Annotated in this window: 16 protein-coding genes and 1 other RNA gene; 12 read left to right on the top strand and 5 right to left on the bottom strand. The window is 63.1% G+C overall.

What is annotated here, in order from left to right:
- Positions 1-120: 120 nt before the first annotated feature.
- The gene (locus DEM27_RS34945) at positions 121-2253 is read left to right on the top strand and encodes a methyl-accepting chemotaxis protein (protein WP_280954508.1); all 2133 of its coding nucleotides are present in this window, start codon (positions 121-123) and stop codon (positions 2251-2253) included.
- Between the two features lie 96 nt (positions 2254-2349).
- Here DEM27_RS34945 and DEM27_RS06070 read toward each other — a convergent pair whose 3' ends face one another.
- From DEM27_RS06070 to DEM27_RS06055, 4 genes are all read right to left on the bottom strand, one after another.
- Positions 2350-2904 (bottom strand): NUDIX hydrolase, encoded by a 555-nt coding sequence (locus DEM27_RS06070; RefSeq protein ID WP_109457306.1) that lies wholly within the window; start codon positions 2902-2904, stop codon positions 2350-2352.
- Between the two features lie 48 nt (positions 2905-2952).
- Positions 2953-3113, bottom strand: a non-coding RNA gene (gene ssrS, locus DEM27_RS06065) — 6S RNA.
- A gap of 47 nt (positions 3114-3160) precedes the next feature.
- On the bottom strand, positions 3161-3538 hold the full coding sequence (locus DEM27_RS06060) for a cell division protein ZapA (RefSeq protein ID WP_109457305.1): 378 nt from the start codon (positions 3536-3538) through the stop codon (positions 3161-3163).
- Between the two features lie 36 nt (positions 3539-3574).
- On the bottom strand, positions 3575-3847 hold the full coding sequence (locus tag DEM27_RS06055) for a DUF4164 domain-containing protein (protein WP_109457304.1): 273 nt from the start codon (positions 3845-3847) through the stop codon (positions 3575-3577).
- A 318-nt stretch (positions 3848-4165) separates the two neighbouring features.
- Here DEM27_RS06055 and tkt point away from each other — a divergent pair, with 318 nt between their 5' ends.
- Together tkt and gap are read left to right on the top strand one after the other, a co-directional pair.
- Complete coding sequence (gene tkt / locus DEM27_RS06050; RefSeq protein WP_109457303.1) at positions 4166-6148, top strand: transketolase; 1983 nt, start codon at positions 4166-4168, stop codon at positions 6146-6148.
- 63 nt (positions 6149-6211) lie between these two features.
- On the top strand, positions 6212-7222 hold the full coding sequence (gap, locus tag DEM27_RS06045) for a type I glyceraldehyde-3-phosphate dehydrogenase (RefSeq protein WP_109457302.1): 1011 nt from the start codon (positions 6212-6214) through the stop codon (positions 7220-7222).
- Between the two features lie 101 nt (positions 7223-7323).
- Here gap and DEM27_RS06040 read toward each other — a convergent pair whose 3' ends face one another.
- Positions 7324-9636 carry a methyl-accepting chemotaxis protein gene (locus DEM27_RS06040; RefSeq protein ID WP_109457694.1) on the bottom strand — a complete coding sequence of 771 codons (2313 nt, stop codon included), beginning with the start codon at positions 9634-9636 and terminating at the stop codon, positions 7324-7326.
- 197 nt (positions 9637-9833) lie between these two features.
- Between DEM27_RS06040 and ruvC the strand changes: the two genes are divergently transcribed.
- Genes ruvC through ybgC form a run of 9 tightly spaced genes read left to right on the top strand, consistent with a single transcriptional unit; the run spans position 9834 to position 14460 of the window.
- Positions 9834-10346, top strand: a complete 513-nt coding sequence (ruvC, locus tag DEM27_RS06035; RefSeq protein WP_109457301.1) for a crossover junction endodeoxyribonuclease RuvC — start codon at positions 9834-9836, stop codon at positions 10344-10346.
- Between the two features lie 58 nt (positions 10347-10404).
- Positions 10405-10656: an AbrB/MazE/SpoVT family DNA-binding domain-containing protein gene (locus DEM27_RS06030; protein ID WP_109457300.1), complete on the top strand. Its 252-nt coding sequence runs from the start codon at positions 10405-10407 to the stop codon at positions 10654-10656.
- 4 nt (positions 10657-10660) lie between these two features.
- Positions 10661-11074, top strand: coding sequence for a type II toxin-antitoxin system VapC family toxin (locus DEM27_RS06025; protein WP_109457299.1), 414 nt, complete (start codon positions 10661-10663; stop codon positions 11072-11074).
- A 13-nt stretch (positions 11075-11087) separates the two neighbouring features.
- Entirely contained in the window at positions 11088-11705 is a 618-nt protein-coding gene (gene ruvA, locus DEM27_RS06020; protein ID WP_109457298.1) for a Holliday junction branch migration protein RuvA, read from the top strand.
- A 55-nt stretch (positions 11706-11760) separates the two neighbouring features.
- Positions 11761-12021 carry an AbrB/MazE/SpoVT family DNA-binding domain-containing protein gene (locus DEM27_RS06015; RefSeq protein WP_109457297.1) on the top strand — a complete coding sequence of 87 codons (261 nt, stop codon included), beginning with the start codon at positions 11761-11763 and terminating at the stop codon, positions 12019-12021.
- Entirely contained in the window at positions 12018-12416 is a 399-nt protein-coding gene (locus tag DEM27_RS06010) for a PIN domain-containing protein (protein ID WP_109457296.1), read from the top strand. The genes DEM27_RS06015 and DEM27_RS06010 overlap by 4 nt, the downstream gene beginning before the upstream one ends.
- Positions 12413-13456, top strand: a complete 1044-nt coding sequence (gene ruvB, locus DEM27_RS06005) for a Holliday junction branch migration DNA helicase RuvB (protein WP_109457295.1) — start codon at positions 12413-12415, stop codon at positions 13454-13456. The genes DEM27_RS06010 and ruvB overlap by 4 nt, the downstream gene beginning before the upstream one ends.
- The gene (locus tag DEM27_RS06000) at positions 13453-13959 is read left to right on the top strand and encodes an NUDIX hydrolase (RefSeq protein ID WP_109457294.1); all 507 of its coding nucleotides are present in this window, start codon (positions 13453-13455) and stop codon (positions 13957-13959) included. The genes ruvB and DEM27_RS06000 overlap by 4 nt, the downstream gene beginning before the upstream one ends.
- 42 nt (positions 13960-14001) lie before the next feature.
- On the top strand, positions 14002-14460 hold the full coding sequence (gene ybgC / locus DEM27_RS05995; RefSeq protein ID WP_109457293.1) for a tol-pal system-associated acyl-CoA thioesterase: 459 nt from the start codon (positions 14002-14004) through the stop codon (positions 14458-14460).
- The last annotated feature ends 343 nt before the right edge of the window (positions 14461-14803 follow it).

Below are 14803 nucleotides of genomic sequence, written 5' to 3'. Positions count from 1 at the left end.
GTGAATCGATTAGTTAAATTTCAATGGATTGTCCCTATTCCTGACAAAAAGCAAACTGGCAGTCGAATTGCGGCATAGGGGAAAATGACGCGTTCGACAAAGTTCTGGGGATTTAGGAGCATGAACGACACTCGCATTACCCGCCCGCTCTGGGTGCGGATCACCGCTTGCGGTTTTGCCGCTGTCCTGTTTTCCAGCGCCGCGATCGGCGGGCTGGCATGGTACAGCGAGAAGCAGATGAGCGAGCATGCGCTTGAAACCGAGCTGGCGAGCGATCTGGCGTTCTTCGAAACGGATATGGCGGCACAGAGCCGGAATGCCTCCACCCTGGCCCTGTCGCTGGCCAGCCAGCCGGAGACGGCCGATCTGATCGAGACCAAGTCCCATGACGGGCTTCTGCAGCGCTATTCCGGCAGTTTCCCGGACATCAAGGGCAGCAGCAACCTTGCCCTGATCACCTTCAGCCAGGCGGACGCGACGGTGCTGGCACGCATCCACGAGCCGGATGTCTTCGGCGACAACATTTCCGCACGACGCAAGACCGTCGTTGCCGCAATCAGCGACAACAGGTTGACGGCGGGCATCGAGCCGGGCCGCACGGCGGTCAGCATCTTCGCCTCCGCGCCGGTGGCCAAGGACGGCAAGGTGGTCGGCGTCGTCGATGTCGGCACCAAGCTGACGGAAGATTATTTTGCGCGGCTTGCCAAGGATATCGACGCCAACATCGCGCTGCACCTGCAGCAGGACGGCAAGTTCGTCAAGCAGGCGACGACGTTCCCAGGAGATACCATGCTGTCCGAGGCCGATCTGGCAGCGGCCTTCGACGATCAGAAATTCCATCGCTATGGTGAGCAGGGTGGTCGCATCTATACGGTGACGGCCGTTCCGCTCAAGGATTTCTCCGGCAAGAAGGTCGGCGTGATCGAGATCGCCTCCAACGTGACGCAGCTTGTGGCGCAGACGCAGGAGGCCTTGTGGCTGACGGTCGTCGGCACGGCGGCGATGTCCATTCTCTCGCTGATCGGCTTCCTGTGGTTCGCGCGCTCGATCGCCGGATCGATCCGCGGCGTCACCGATATCATGAGCCGCCTGGCCACCGGCGATCTTTCCGCCGAGGTGCATGGCAAGGACCGTCCCGACGAAATCGGCGCCATGGCGCGGGCCGTCCAGGTGTTCAAGGATGCGGCCGAAACCAACAAGCGGCTCGAACGGGATGCCGAAGAGGCGCGCGCCGCCCAGGAGGCGCAGCGTGGCCGCCAGACGGCGCTCGACAATGCCAAGGCCGAAGATCTGCGCGCCTTCATCCATGCCGTCGAAGACGGGTTCAATTCGCTCTCCGACGGCGACCTGACGGTGCGCATGCGCACCTCCGTCGCGCCGGAATTCGAGCCGATCCGCGCCAAGTTCAACGGCAGCGTCGAAAAGCTGGAAGAGGCGATCGGTTCCGTCGTCGGCGCCGTGCGGGCGATCCGCGGCGGCCTCAACGAAATCTCCTCGGCGTCCGGCGACCTTGCCAAACGCACCGAGCAGCAGGCGGCAAGCCTGGAGGAAACCGCAGCCGCCCTCAGCGAAGTGACGAGCGGCGTCAACGATACGGCCCTCAGCGCCGACCAGGCGCAGGTTGCGACCTCCACGGCGCAACGCAATGCCGAGCGCGGCGGTGAGATCGTCTCCAACGCCGTGTCGGCCATGGTCGAGATCGAGCAGTCCTCCGACCAGATCGGCAAGATCACCGGCGTCATCAACGACATTGCCTTCCAAACCAACCTGCTGGCACTGAATGCCGGCGTCGAGGCGGCGCGTGCCGGCGAGGCAGGCCGCGGCTTTGCCGTCGTTGCCCAGGAAGTTCGCGGCCTGGCGCAGCGCTCCGCCGAAGCCGCCAAGGAGATCAAGACGCTGATCGCCAACTCGACTTCGCAGGTCAAGCGCGGCGTGGAACTGGTGACCGCCTCCGGTACGTCGCTGGAGGAAATCGTCGCCCAGGTCGGCCAGATCAGCGCCGTCGTCGCCGAGATCGCCCGCAATGCCCGCGAGCAGGCGGTGCGCCTGAAGGAAGTCTCCGGCGCTGCCGACCAGATGGACCAGGTGACGCAGCAGAATGCCGCCATGGTCGAGGAAACCACGGCCGCCGCCCGCAACCTGTCGCACGAGACGGAAGACCTCGCCGGCATGGTCGACCGCTTCAAGACGCAGCAGGCCAGGGGTTACGCCCAGCCGGGCGCCGGCCAGTCCTACCGCCGCAACGCTGCCTGAGACCGAAAATTCGACGAAGCCCGTCCGCACTGATCGTGTGGGCGGGCTTCGTCGTTAGGATGGGCTTTGTCGTTAGGATGGTCCGGGCACTGCCGGTCAGAGCCTGATGCGGCCGAGCGTTTTGAGAGCAAAGAACAGGGCGGCGATATGCATCGAGTTGGTGACGCTGCCGGCGGTCACCTGCTGCAGCACGGTTTCCAGCGACATGAGTTCCACGGCGATCTCTTCGCCGGGTTCCAGATGGGGCTCGGCCAGCTTTTCGGCATTGCGGAGCAGCGTCACATGCACGTGGTTGGTCTGCAGTGCCGGATTGGCGGCGAAGTGCCCGAGATATTCCGCTTCACCGGCGCCGTAACCGGTCTCCTCCAGCAGTTCCCTACGCGCGGCTTCCGTCGGCGAAACATCCGCCGCATCGACGCAGCCGCCCGGCAGTTCCAGGTCGATCACGCCGGTTCCATGGCGGTACTGGCGGATCATCACCACTCTGTCGTCCGGCGTCAGCGCCACGGCGACGGCCCAGTCGGGATAGGCAAGCGTATAATAGGGATCGAGGATCGCGCCGTTGCCCGTGACCACCCGCTCGGCGGTGAGGTCCACCCAACGGTCCTTGTGGATGGTGCGGCGGTTTTCAGCCTTCCAGGGCAGGATCATAGGTCGGCTCTGTTGGCTGGTGCCGGCGCGGGGCGGCAGGGGAGGGAAGTGCGATCCACGACGACCGATGGAATGTTTACGATCCTGGGTGCCTACAGAAGTAGGTGGGCGCCGTGTGACCAGGCCCACGAGCCCGGTCAGGGACAGCTCCCTATGGATCGAGTATGGCCCCAGGGATTGTGGTTTCCTGTCGAGAGGCGCAGACCGCAACGGTAATATAGGAAGAAAATCGCCGATCCGCCAGAGGGCTTCGACGTTAATTCAACTCGGCGCCGGGGCGGCCGGTGAGCTTGGCCGTCAGCCCCTGGATACGCGCAGTGACTTCCTCGATCGTCGTCGCCAGAAGCTCCTCGGTGCGGGCCGTCGACGCCCGGTCGTCCTCGCGGGTCGCGGAGATGTTCTTCATCTCGGTTTCCAGCTTCGCCAGCCGCCGCGAGACGTCGGACAGTTCGTCCATGACCATGATGCCGGCCATGACCGTCAGGCGCAGGTCGCCGATTTCGCCGAACTGGCTCTTGAGATGGCCGACATAACGGTCGAAGCGGTCGGCCAGGTCGGTCAGGTGGTCTTCCTGGCCTTCTTCACAGGCCATCCGGTAGGCCTTGCCGTCGATCATCACGGTGACTTGCGCCATGCTGTATTTGCCTTTCGTGCCGCGGCCTGCCGGCGGTTACCGGTCGAGAACCGCCCGGATGGTTTCCATCGCCGTGACCAGGCGGCGCGAAACCTCCCGGTTGACTTCTTCCAGCCGGTTGGCACGGAATTCCGACTGGTCGAGTTCCTGCGCCAGCCGCGAACGGTCGGCGTGGACGCGCCGGACCTCGCCATCGACTTCGCTCTGGTCACGTTCGCGTTCAAATCTCACGTCGATGGCATTTTCAAGATTGGCGAGCGCCGCCTTCAGGCCCATCACTGCCATCTCCACCGTCTTGCCTGCTGCCATTGTCTGTCTTCTTGGCTCCTGGAAACACGGACGAATCGCCGGATCGGCCTCCATTTCGTCGGCCAAACATTATTCTTGCCGGCAAGTGCCCGTCAATCGTCGCGCCCGGCGGTAAATTGTGGATGAGGCCGAATTGCGGATGTTCCGCCCCTGCGACCTTTTGTTCATTGCCGTGGTCAAATGTTAAAAAATCCGGCAACTGCGCCGCGAAGGGGTGCCGGATTTGTTGACTTGCTTCCTCTTCCTGCTATGGATCACGACGCTTCTGGATGTTCGTTTTGCGGACATCTCCCGACACCCGGAACCAGCGGAAAAGCCATGATCTCTCGCGACAAACATAACCGGATGGCGAATGCAATCCGTTTCCTTTCCATGGATGCAGTTGAAAAGGCCAATTCCGGTCATCCCGGCTTGCCGATGGGTGCAGCCGACGTGGCGACGGTTCTCTTCAGCCGCTACCTCAAGTTCGATCCGAAGAGCCCGCTGTGGCCCGACCGCGACCGTTTCGTGCTGTCGGCCGGCCACGGTTCGATGCTGATCTATTCTCTGCTCTACCTCACCGGCTACGAGGACATGGGCATCGAGGATATCAAGCAGTTCCGCCAACTCGGCTCCAAGACCGCCGGCCATCCGGAATACGGCCATGCGTCCGGCATCGAGACCACCACCGGCCCGCTCGGCCAGGGCATTGCCAATGCCGTCGGCATGGCGATCGCCGAACGCAAGCTGGAGGAGGAGTTCGGTTCCGACCTGCAGAGCCACTTCACCTACGTCCTGTGTGGCGACGGCTGCCTGATGGAAGGCATCAGCCACGAGGCGATCGCGCTTGCCGGTCACCTCAAGCTCAACAAGCTGGTCCTGTTCTGGGACGACAACAACATCACCATCGACGGTGTCGTCGGCCTGTCGGATTCGACCGACCAGATCGCCCGCTTCAAGGCGGTCCACTGGAACACGATTGCGATCGACGGCCACGATCCGGATGCGATTGCCGCTGCCATCGAGCAGGCGCAAAAATCCGACCGCCCGACCTTCATCGCCTGCAAGACCACCATCGGTTTCGGCGCGCCGAACAAGGCCGGCACCCACAAGGTGCACGGTTCGCCGCTCGGCGCCGAAGAAATCGCCGCCACCCGCAAGGCGCTGAACTGGGAAGCCGAAGCCTTCGTCATTCCCGATGACGTGCTGTCCGACTGGCGGGCTGCCGGCGAGCGCTCCAAGGATGCCCACAAGGCCTGGGAAGGCCGTCTGGCGGCAACCGAAGCCGGCAAGAAGGCCGAGTTCACCCGCCGTTTCGCCGGCGATCTGCCGGGCAACTTCGACGCCGCCATGGACGCCTACAAGAAGAAGCTGGCCGATGCGCCGCCGGCGGTGGCTACCCGCAAGGCTTCGGAAGACGCGCTGGAAGTCATCAACGGCATCCTGCCGGAAACGATCGGCGGCTCCGCCGACCTGACGCCGTCGAACAACACCAAGACCAGCCAGATGAAGTCGATCACCCCGACCGATTTCTCCGGCCGCTACATGCACTGGGGCATCCGCGAGCATGGCATGGCGGCTGCCATGAACGGCATCGCGCTGCACGGCGGCCTGATCCCCTACGGCGGCGGCTTCATGATCTTCTCGGACTATTGCCGTCCGTCGATCCGCCTGGCCGCCCTGATGGGCATCCGCGTCATCCATGTGCTGACGCATGATTCCATCGGCGTCGGCGAAGACGGCCCGACGCACCAGCCGGTCGAGCACATGTCGGCCCTGCGCGCCATCCCGAACCTTCTGCTGTTCCGTCCGGCCGATGCCGTCGAGACGGCGGAGTGCTGGCAGCTGGCGCTCGAAGAAAAGCATCGTCCGTCCGCCCTGGCGCTGACCCGCCAGAACCTGGCGCCGGCCCGCAAGACCTACGAGGCGAAGAACCTGTGCGCCACCGGCGCCTACGAACTCGTCCCGGCCGACAATGCCAAGGTTTCGATCTTCGCATCCGGTTCGGAAGTCGAGCTGGCTTTGAAGGCGGCGGAAACGCTGGCGCAGAAGGGTGTCGCCACCCGCGTCGTGTCCGTTCCCTGCTTCGAGCTGTTCTACGACCAGTCGGAAGACTACCAGAAGAAGATCATCGGCACGGCATCGGTCAAGATCGCCGTCGAGGCCGCGGTGCGCCAGAGCTGGGATCACATCATCGGTTCGGACGGTGCCTTCGTCGGCATGCATTCCTTCGGTGCTTCCGGTCCGGCCAAGGATCTCTACAAACATTTCAACATCACGGCGGAAGCGATCGTCGCCGCTGCCGAAGCCAAGCTCGCATAACGAGAAGGGGCGTATCCCAGGCGCCCCTCCATCCCAGCACACACGCTTTTTAGGGAGACAAGAATGACTGTGAAAGTTGCCATCAACGGCTTCGGCCGCATCGGCCGCAACGTCCTGCGCGCCATCGTCGAATCCGGCCGCACCGATATCGAGGTCGTTGCCATCAACGACCTCGGCCCGGTCGAAACCAACGCCCACCTGCTGCGCTACGATTCCATCCACGGCAAGTTCCCGGCCGACGTGAAGGTCGAAGGCGACACGATCAGCGTCGGCGGCGGCAAGCCGATCAAGGTGACGGCGATCAAGGACCCGGCGACCCTGCCGCACAAGGAACTCGGCGTCGACATCGCCATGGAGTGCACCGGCATCTTCACCGCCCGCGACAAGGCCGCCGCCCACCTGACGGCCGGCGCCAAGCGCGTCATCGTCTCGGCCCCGGCCGACGGTGCCGACCTGACGGTCGTCTTCGGCGTCAACCACGACCAGCTGACCAAGGACCATCTGGTCATCTCCAACGCCTCGTGCACCACGAACTGCCTGGTTCCGGTGGTCAAGGTCCTGAACGACGCCATCGGCATCGACCATGGCTTCATGACCACGATCCACTCCTACACCGGCGACCAGCCGACGCTCGACACCATGCACAAGGACCTGTATCGCGCCCGCGCCGCCGCGCTGTCGATGATCCCGACCTCGACCGGCGCCGCCAAGGCCGTCGGCCTCGTGCTGCCGGAACTAAAGGGCAAGCTCGACGGCACCTCGATCCGCGTGCCGACCCCGAACGTTTCCGTCGTCGACTTCAAGTTCGTCGCCAAGCGCGACACGACGGTCGCTGAAGTCAACGCCGCCATCAAGGCTGCCGCCGACGGTCCGCTCAAGGGCATCCTCGGCTACACCGACGAGCCGCTGGTTTCCCGCGACTTCAACCACGACAGCCATTCGTCGATCTTCGCCAACGACCAGACCAAGGTTCTCGAAGGCAAGTTCGTCCGCATCCTGTCCTGGTACGACAACGAGTGGGGCTTCTCCAACCGCATGGCCGACACGGCCGTCGCTTTCGCCAAGCTGGCCTGAGCGAAGAACGATCAGGGGCGCCGCATTTCGCCGGCGCCTACCAAACAGTAAAGGCGGCCTCGTTTGCCGGCCGCCTTTCTTTTTGATGCGAGAAGAGAGAATTACCCGGCGCGACGGTACCGCTGCGGCGTTGCCGGTTGGGCCTGCCGGCCGCCATTCGCCAGGACGAACTGGCCGAGGCGCTGGTCCATCTCGCCTGCTTCCGCCGCCAGGCGGCGAATGGCCGAGGTGGTGTCCTGTACCATGCTGGCGTTCTGCTGCGTCACGGTGTCGAGCTCGGAGACGGCGCCGCCGATCGCCTGCAGGGTGTTTGCCTGCTCGCGGGTGGACGACATGATCTCGTGGATGCGGCCGTTGATCGCCTCGACGTGCTCGCCGATGCCGGTCAGCGCCTGTCCGGCCCGCTCCACCAGCGCCACACCGCTTTCCACCTCCACCGTCGATTTCTGCAGGAGGTCGGAGATTTCCTTGGCGGCGTTCGACGACCGTTGCGCCAGTTCGCGGACCTCCTGGGCGACGACGGCAAAACCCTTGCCGGACTCGCCGGCGCGGGCGGCCTCGACGCCGGCATTCAGCGCCAAAAGGTTGGTCTGGAAGGCGATTTCGTCGATGACGTTGATGATCTGGTTGATCTGTCTCGACGAGGTCTGGATCGCTTCCATGGCCGAGATGGTTTCCTGCATCACCTGGCCGGATTCCTCGGTGTTGCGCTTGGCTTCGGCGGCGATCTTCTCGGCCTGTTCGCCGCGGGAAATCTGCACCCGCACCGCCTGGGTGATGGCGCCGATGGCGGCGACCGTCTCGGTGATCGACGACGCCTGGCGATCGGTGCGCTCGGCTAGACGGTCGGCGCCGCCGCGCATCTGTTCCGATCCCTGGCGGACGGCGAGCGAATTGCCGCCGATCGACGACAGCGTTTCGCAGAGGGTGGCCATCGCCTGGTTGAAGTTCACCCGCAGGCTTTCCAGTTCCGGCGGGAACTGGCGATCGATCTGGAAGGCGAGGTTGCCGTCGGCGAGATTGTGAAGGCCTTCGTCCAGGGCTTCGACGACGAGCTGCAGCAGCCGCGCCTCGGCATCGCGGTCGGCCGCGCGCTGCAGCCGTTCCGTTTCGGACTGTTGGCGGGACTCGACGCTGGCCGCCTCCATTTCCCGCTGTTCGATCAGCGAGTGGCGGAAATGCTCGAGCGCCCGGGCGAGCGTGCCGATCTCGTCCTTGCGTTCCTGGTTTCCGACTGCCGTATCCACCTTGCCTTCGGCCACGGCTCGGGTCAGCCCGGCAAGTTTCGAAAGCGGCGCAAACAGCCGGTGTGCGAAAAGGCCGGTAATCAGCGACAGGGCGACCAGCACGGCCAGGCCACTGACGACAAGCACGCCGGCGATCTCCCACGATCCTTCGTTCAGTTCGCTGTCGAGGACGCTTTCAACGACCAGCAGCTTTTCGCCGTCGTAGTCGATCTTGCGCGAATAGCTGCGGGCCTTACCATCGGCGCGGGCGAAATCGGCAACCGTCATGGCGTCGCTGGCAAAGGCGTCCGTCGCGAAGGTGAAGGGCGCCGGGTCGATGGTAACCAGCTTTCCGGCAGCGTCCAGTCCGACCACCCGCCCGTCAGCGCTGATGACCTGCGCCTGTTCGGAGCTTTCCGATGTCAGACCCTTGGCGAGAATGCCGGCGATGATATCGTCGCGAACCTGGAAGAGGACGATGCCTTTCGGCGCGCCCATCTTGATCACCGGCACGGCAAAGAAGATCGCCGGCGTTCCGTCCTCGACCCGCAGGCCGGAAAAGCTCGACGGGGCCGAGTCTTCCGTGGCTTGCGCGGTGTTGTCCTTGCCGGTCCTGAAGGCGATGCCGATGCCGCGTTCGGCCCATGCGCCGGCGGCGATGTTCTGGGCAAAGGCATCGGTCTTCTTGTAGGAATAGATGACGTTGCCGTCGAGATCGGCGATCAGCAGGTCGCTGAAGGCGGAATCCTTGAGGAAGCCGGCGACTTCGGTCTGCGTCTTCTCGTGGCTGGAGTAATAGAAGCCGCTCGGCCCTTCCGGCTTGATCAGCTTTTCGCGCTGGTCGGCGGAGTTCGGGTTGCCGCTGACGAAGACGCCGGTGAGTTCCTTGCCGGCATCGCCGGAATTCTTCTCGATGGTTTTCCAGCCGCTGCGCAGCGAAGTGATAGACATCTGCAACGCCTCGATCTTGGCGATCGACACGGCCTGGCTTTCCAGCTGCGCCAGCTGGTCCTTCAGCATGTCGCCGCGGAACACCAGGATGCTTTCCATCGATTTCAGCGCCTGGCGCTGGAAGATGCCGCTGCTGCTGACATAGGCGAGCACGTTCAGCACGCCGACGGAAACGATCGTCAGCAAGAGGAAGATGGCTGTCACCTTGAAGGACAAGGAGTGGAGTCGTTGCTGCATGTATTCGATCCGCACATGGGCTCCACCGGCAGGACCTGCCGCGGGCAAGCGTCGGGCCGGCCGACACAGGTTTCAATATCCGCCATGTTCGGCCCGCATGCTTAATTCAGGGTAAACACAGGGTGCAGGAAGCATCGATGTTTTTGCTTTGTTCACCTTTGTCTGGCACATAAAGCGCAAGACGGGTAGGGTAGAGCATGCAGAACATCACGCGAATCATCGGTATCGACCCCGGATTGCGCCGCACCGGCTGGGGAATCATCGACGCCCTGGGAAATTCCCTGAAGTTCGTCGCCTCCGGCACGGTGACGTCGGACGGCGACATGGATCTGGCCTCGCGGCTCTGCCAGCTGCATGACGGGCTGGCCGACGTGGTGCACAGCTACAAGCCGGACGAAGCGGCCGTGGAACAGACCTTCGTCAACAAGGACGCCGTGGCGACGCTGAAGCTCGGCCAGGCCCGCGGCGTGGTGATGCTGGTGCCGGCCCGCGCCGGCCTGCCGGTTGCCGAATATGCCCCGAATGCGGTGAAGAAGGCGGTGATCGGCGTCGGGCACGGCGAGAAGCAGCAGATCCATATGATGCTGAAGATCCTGATGCCGAAGGCGACATTCAAGGGCAACGACGCCGCCGACGCGCTGGCCATCGCCATCTGCCACGCCCACAATCGCGGTGGCGCCAGACTGCGGCTGGCGGCGGCCGCAGGATAGGTTTGTTCTTGACTTGTTCCCAAGGTAAGGATAATTCTTACCGTGCAGGAGAACGATGATGCGGGTAACATCCAAGGGCCAGGTCACCATTCCGCGCGACTTGCGGGAGCTTGTCGGCATAGCGCCGAACAGCGAAGTCGTCTTTTCCATTGACGGTGGACGGCTCGTGGTCGAGCCGAAGAACAGCACGCGGGACGTGGAAGATCGTACCCGGCTGGATCGGCTTGCGGAGGCACTCGATCGGTTGGAGGGGTCGGGAGATCAGGATGTCGATGCCGATGCATTGATGTCGATCACGCGTGATCGATGACGCCATGGCTGTGCTGGTCGATACGAATGTGCTGGTGGATGTTGCCGTTCGCGATCCGGCATGGCTTCACTGGTCGCGTTCGCAACTCCTCGCCGCCGCCCGGGGCGGCCCGATCCTGATCAATCCCGTCATTTATGCGGAATTCTCGTATCGCTACGACAGTATCGACGAAGTGGATATGTTGTTGCCCATCCATGAGTTTCGTCGCGAAGCCATTCCCTGGGTGGCGTCTTTCGCCGCAGGGCTCGCTTTTCGGAAATACCGGCGGTCAGGCGGTGCGCACGACCGTATTCTTCCGGATTTCCTGATCGGCGCCCATGCGGCAATCCGCGGCTACACCATCCTCACCCGGGATACCAGGGGATACCGTTCCTACTTTCCCACGGTCGATCTCATTTCCCCCGAAACCCATCCCTGAAGGCATTCTCATCATGATCGGCAAACTCAAGGGCGTGATAGACGAGATCGGCGACGACCATGTGCTCGTCGATGTGCACGGCGTCTGTTATGTCGCCCATTGCTCGTCGCGGACGTTGTCGCGGATCGGCTCGGCAGGCGAGGCGGTGGTGCTGTTCATCGAGACCTATGTGCGCGAGGACCAGTTCAAGCTTTTCGGCTTCCTGTCGGCGCTCGAGCGGGAATGGTTCAACCTGTTGCAGAGCGTCCAGGGCGTCGGTGCGAAGGTGGCGCTGGCAGTTCTGTCGACCTTGACCCCTTCCGAGCTTGCCAATGCCATCGCCCTGCAGGACAAGGCTGCCGTGTCGCGGGCACCGGGCGTCGGGCCGAAAGTGGCGATGCGCATCGTCACCGAACTCAAGAACAAGGCCCCTGCCTTCGCCGGTGACATGGGCGCCAATATCGGCCTCAAGCAAGAACTCGGGGAAGGCGTGGCGCCGGCGCCGGTCGCCGATGCCGTCTCGGCGCTCACAAATCTCGGATACTCCCGCGATCAGGCAGCCAATGCGGTTGCGGCGGCGCTCAAGAACGGCGGCGAGGGGGCGGACAGTGCCAAGCTGATTCGGCTGGGCTTGCGGGAACTGGCGCAGTGATTTGCTTGACCCTATAATCGTTCCTTACTATTTCATTTTTGTAAGGAGATTTTCCATGGGCGTGTATTACGGCACTTTGACATCGAAGGGACAGACCACGGTGCCTGTCGAGGTGAGAAACTTGCTCAATTTGAAGCCCGGCGACAAGATCCGCTACATCCATCGAAACGGCGAGATCGTCATGAAGGCCAAGAACAGGCGGGCGATCGATCTCGCAGGCAGGTTTCACGATCCGGCACGTCCTTCCTTCACGCTGGATGAGGTCGACGATGTTGTCGGGCAAGCGATCGTCGAACGGCTGACGGAACCGAAATGATCGGCCTGGATACGAATATATTGCTCCGGCTCTTCCTCAAGGACGACCCCGAACAATGCAAACTGGTCGAGGATCTGGTCGAGAAGCTTCCCGAAATCGGGCCTGGCTATATCAACCGCATCACGTTGATGGAGTTTGTATGGTTCCTGCGCAGACGATCGGGATTGACGAGAGACGATATCATGGACGGCGTTGCCGGGTTACTGGACTCGGCCGATATTGTGGTCGAAGACGAGCAGGTCGTCGAGGAAACGCTGGATGTTATGAGGAATTCGAAGGTGGAGTTTGCGGATGCATTCATTGCCTTGCGCAATCGTGAGATGGGCTGCCGCGCGACGAAAACCTTCGACAAGACCGCCGCCAGGGCAATACCCGGAATGGAACTTTTGACATGAACGATCCCGCCCGTTTGATCTCGCCGGAAAAGCGCGGTGAAGACCTCGACACGACGCTGCGCCCGCAGACGCTCGACGAGTTCACCGGCCAGGCGGAGGCGCGCGCCAACCTGAAGATTTTCATCGAGGCGGCGAAGAACCGCGGCGAGGCGCTGGATCACGTGCTGTTCGTCGGTCCGCCGGGCCTCGGCAAGACGACGCTGGCGCAGATCATGGCCAAAGAGCTCGGCGTCAACTTCCGTTCGACCTCGGGGCCGGTGATCGCCAAGGCGGGCGACCTCGCGGCGCTGCTCACCAATCTCGAGGAACGCGACGTCCTGTTCATCGACGAGATCCATCGCCTCAACCCGGCGGTCGAGGAAATCCTCTATCCGGCCATGGAGGATTTCCAGCTCGACCTGATCATCGGCGAAGGCCCGGCGGCGCGTTCGGTCAAGATCGACCTGTCGAAATTCACGCTGGTGGCGGCGACCACCCGCCTCGGCCTGCTGACGACGCCGCTGCGCGACCGTTTCGGCATTCCGGTGCGGCTGAATTTTTATACGGTCGAGGAACTGGAACTCATCGTCCGCCGCGGCGCCCGGCTGATGGGCCTCGGAATGACCGACGACGGTGCGCGCGAAATCGCCCGCCGGGCGCGGGGGACGCCGCGCATCGCCGGACGGCTCTTGCGCCGCGTGCGCGATTTCGCCGAAGTGGCGCGGGCGGAGGCCGTGACGCGCGAAATTGCTGATGAGGCGCTGACGCGGCTGCTCGTCGACAATATGGGGCTCGACCAGCTCGACAAGCGCTACCTCAACATGATCGCCGTGAATTTCGGTGGCGGACCGGTGGGCATCGAGACGATCGCCGCCGGCCTGTCCGAACCGCGGGACGCCATCGAGGATATCATCGAGCCCTACATGATCCAGCAGGGTTTCATCCAGCGCACGCCGCGTGGCCGGGTGCTGACGGTGACGGCCTGGAAACATCTCGGCCTGCAGCCGCCGAAAGAGCTTGAGGCCGCGCAGTTCCGCCTTTCCCTGGAGGAGGACGAATGAGTGCCCGCCGCATGATCCGCATGGATGACGGGCAGGGCCGCGTCTTCCAGATGCGGGTGGCCGGGCTTGCCTTCCGCGACGGCCATCTCCTCGTGCACCGCGCCACGCATGAGACGTTCTGGACGCTACCCGGCGGCCGGGCGGAACTGGGCGAAACGTCTGAAGCCACGCTGGTGCGCGAAATGCAGGAGGAGCTTGGCGTGGCCGCCACCATAGGGCGGCTTCTCTGGTCGGTGGAGAATTTCTTCCACTACGACGGGGCCGACTGCCACGAATACGGCCTCTATTACCTGATGGAGCTGCCGGAGAGCTTCCCTTTCCACGCCTGCGACATCGTTCATCGTGTGCAGGACGGGTCGAGCGCGCTGGAGTTCAAATGGGTTCCCGCCACCCGCGAGGCGGTCGCGGCGTTGGACATGCCGCCCTATTTCCTCGCCCGCGAGATCGAAACCCTGCCGGAAAGCCCGCGTCACATCGTCTGGCACGACGGCGATCTGGATTGAGGGTCGGAAGCGCCGATCCGGCATTGCAGGAAAGACCATGACATGAACGAGCATCACCATCCGCTTTCCGGCGAGATCGGCGAGGAGGGGCGGCACCGCCTCATTCAACGCGTCTATTATGAGGATACGGATTTTTCGGGCCTCGTCTATCACGCCCGCTACCTGCATTTCCTCGAACGCGGCCGCACCGACTACCTGCGCTGCCTCGGCGTCGAGCAGAGCCGACTGGTGACGGTGGATGAAGAGGGGCTGGTTTTCGTCGTCCACCGCATGGAGATCGACTTCAAGAGCCCCGCACGCATGGACGACGTGGTGACGATCCTGACGCGGACGGAAAAGGCCGGCGGCGCCAAGATGATCCTGGTGCAGGAAATCCGCCGCGGCGAGACGCTGCTGACCGCCGCAAGGGTCATCATCGCCGTCATCAATGCGAAAGGGCGGCCGCGGCGCCTGCCGGAGGGTCTGGCGGCGCAGTTTACCGGCGTTGCCGCGCAAGGCTGAAAAGCGTTTTTCGCATGGCCGCACGGCCATTGAGCACTTGCAAAATAAACTAAACCGTGAAAGTAAAGTTTTCGTGGTGCAAGACAAAGCCCCGACAGGAGCGCCGCTCGCAACCCTTTACGCCCTTCGACCACGCCCGCTGCAAGTCCGCCTCGTCAGAGGCGGGCGGCTAAGAGACTAACACTCTTTTAACCATAATGGTGTCTTACTGGAATTCAAAGGATGTTGTGCGCTGCACGCCTTCCTTTAACCAAATTTGACAGCAAGAAGGCAGGCTGGAACGTTTCGCTTGACAGGGTGTCCAGCGGTGGCCGCCGGGGCTTTCTTGCAGGATTACTTTGGA

Origin of the sequence: Rhizobium album (assembly GCF_003122325.1) — a bacterium.
Taxonomy (GTDB): domain Bacteria; phylum Pseudomonadota; class Alphaproteobacteria; order Rhizobiales; family Rhizobiaceae; genus Metarhizobium; species Metarhizobium album.
Note: the sequence above shows the minus strand (reverse complement) of the source record. Positions and strands in the feature narration are given on the sequence as shown.

Coding starts and splice junctions, on each gene's coding strand:
- DEM27_RS34945 (WP_280954508.1), top strand. CDS start 121: ATGAACGACACTCGCATTACCCGCCCGCTCTGGGTGCGGATCACCGCT.
- DEM27_RS06070 (WP_109457306.1), bottom strand. CDS start 2,904: ATGATCCTGCCCTGGAAGGCTGAAAACCGCCGCACCATCCACAAGGAC.
- DEM27_RS06060 (WP_109457305.1), bottom strand. CDS start 3,538: ATGGCGCAAGTCACCGTGATGATCGACGGCAAGGCCTACCGGATGGCC.
- DEM27_RS06055 (WP_109457304.1), bottom strand. CDS start 3,847: ATGGCAGCAGGCAAGACGGTGGAGATGGCAGTGATGGGCCTGAAGGCG.
- tkt (WP_109457303.1), top strand. CDS start 4,166: ATGATCTCTCGCGACAAACATAACCGGATGGCGAATGCAATCCGTTTC.
- gap (WP_109457302.1), top strand. CDS start 6,212: ATGACTGTGAAAGTTGCCATCAACGGCTTCGGCCGCATCGGCCGCAAC.
- DEM27_RS06040 (WP_109457694.1), bottom strand. CDS start 9,636: ATGCAGCAACGACTCCACTCCTTGTCCTTCAAGGTGACAGCCATCTTC.
- ruvC (WP_109457301.1), top strand. CDS start 9,834: ATGCAGAACATCACGCGAATCATCGGTATCGACCCCGGATTGCGCCGC.
- DEM27_RS06030 (WP_109457300.1), top strand. CDS start 10,405: ATGCGGGTAACATCCAAGGGCCAGGTCACCATTCCGCGCGACTTGCGG.
- DEM27_RS06025 (WP_109457299.1), top strand. CDS start 10,661: ATGGCTGTGCTGGTCGATACGAATGTGCTGGTGGATGTTGCCGTTCGC.
- ruvA (WP_109457298.1), top strand. CDS start 11,088: ATGATCGGCAAACTCAAGGGCGTGATAGACGAGATCGGCGACGACCAT.
- DEM27_RS06015 (WP_109457297.1), top strand. CDS start 11,761: ATGGGCGTGTATTACGGCACTTTGACATCGAAGGGACAGACCACGGTG.
- DEM27_RS06010 (WP_109457296.1), top strand. CDS start 12,018: ATGATCGGCCTGGATACGAATATATTGCTCCGGCTCTTCCTCAAGGAC.
- ruvB (WP_109457295.1), top strand. CDS start 12,413: ATGAACGATCCCGCCCGTTTGATCTCGCCGGAAAAGCGCGGTGAAGAC.
- DEM27_RS06000 (WP_109457294.1), top strand. CDS start 13,453: ATGAGTGCCCGCCGCATGATCCGCATGGATGACGGGCAGGGCCGCGTC.
- ybgC (WP_109457293.1), top strand. CDS start 14,002: ATGAACGAGCATCACCATCCGCTTTCCGGCGAGATCGGCGAGGAGGGG.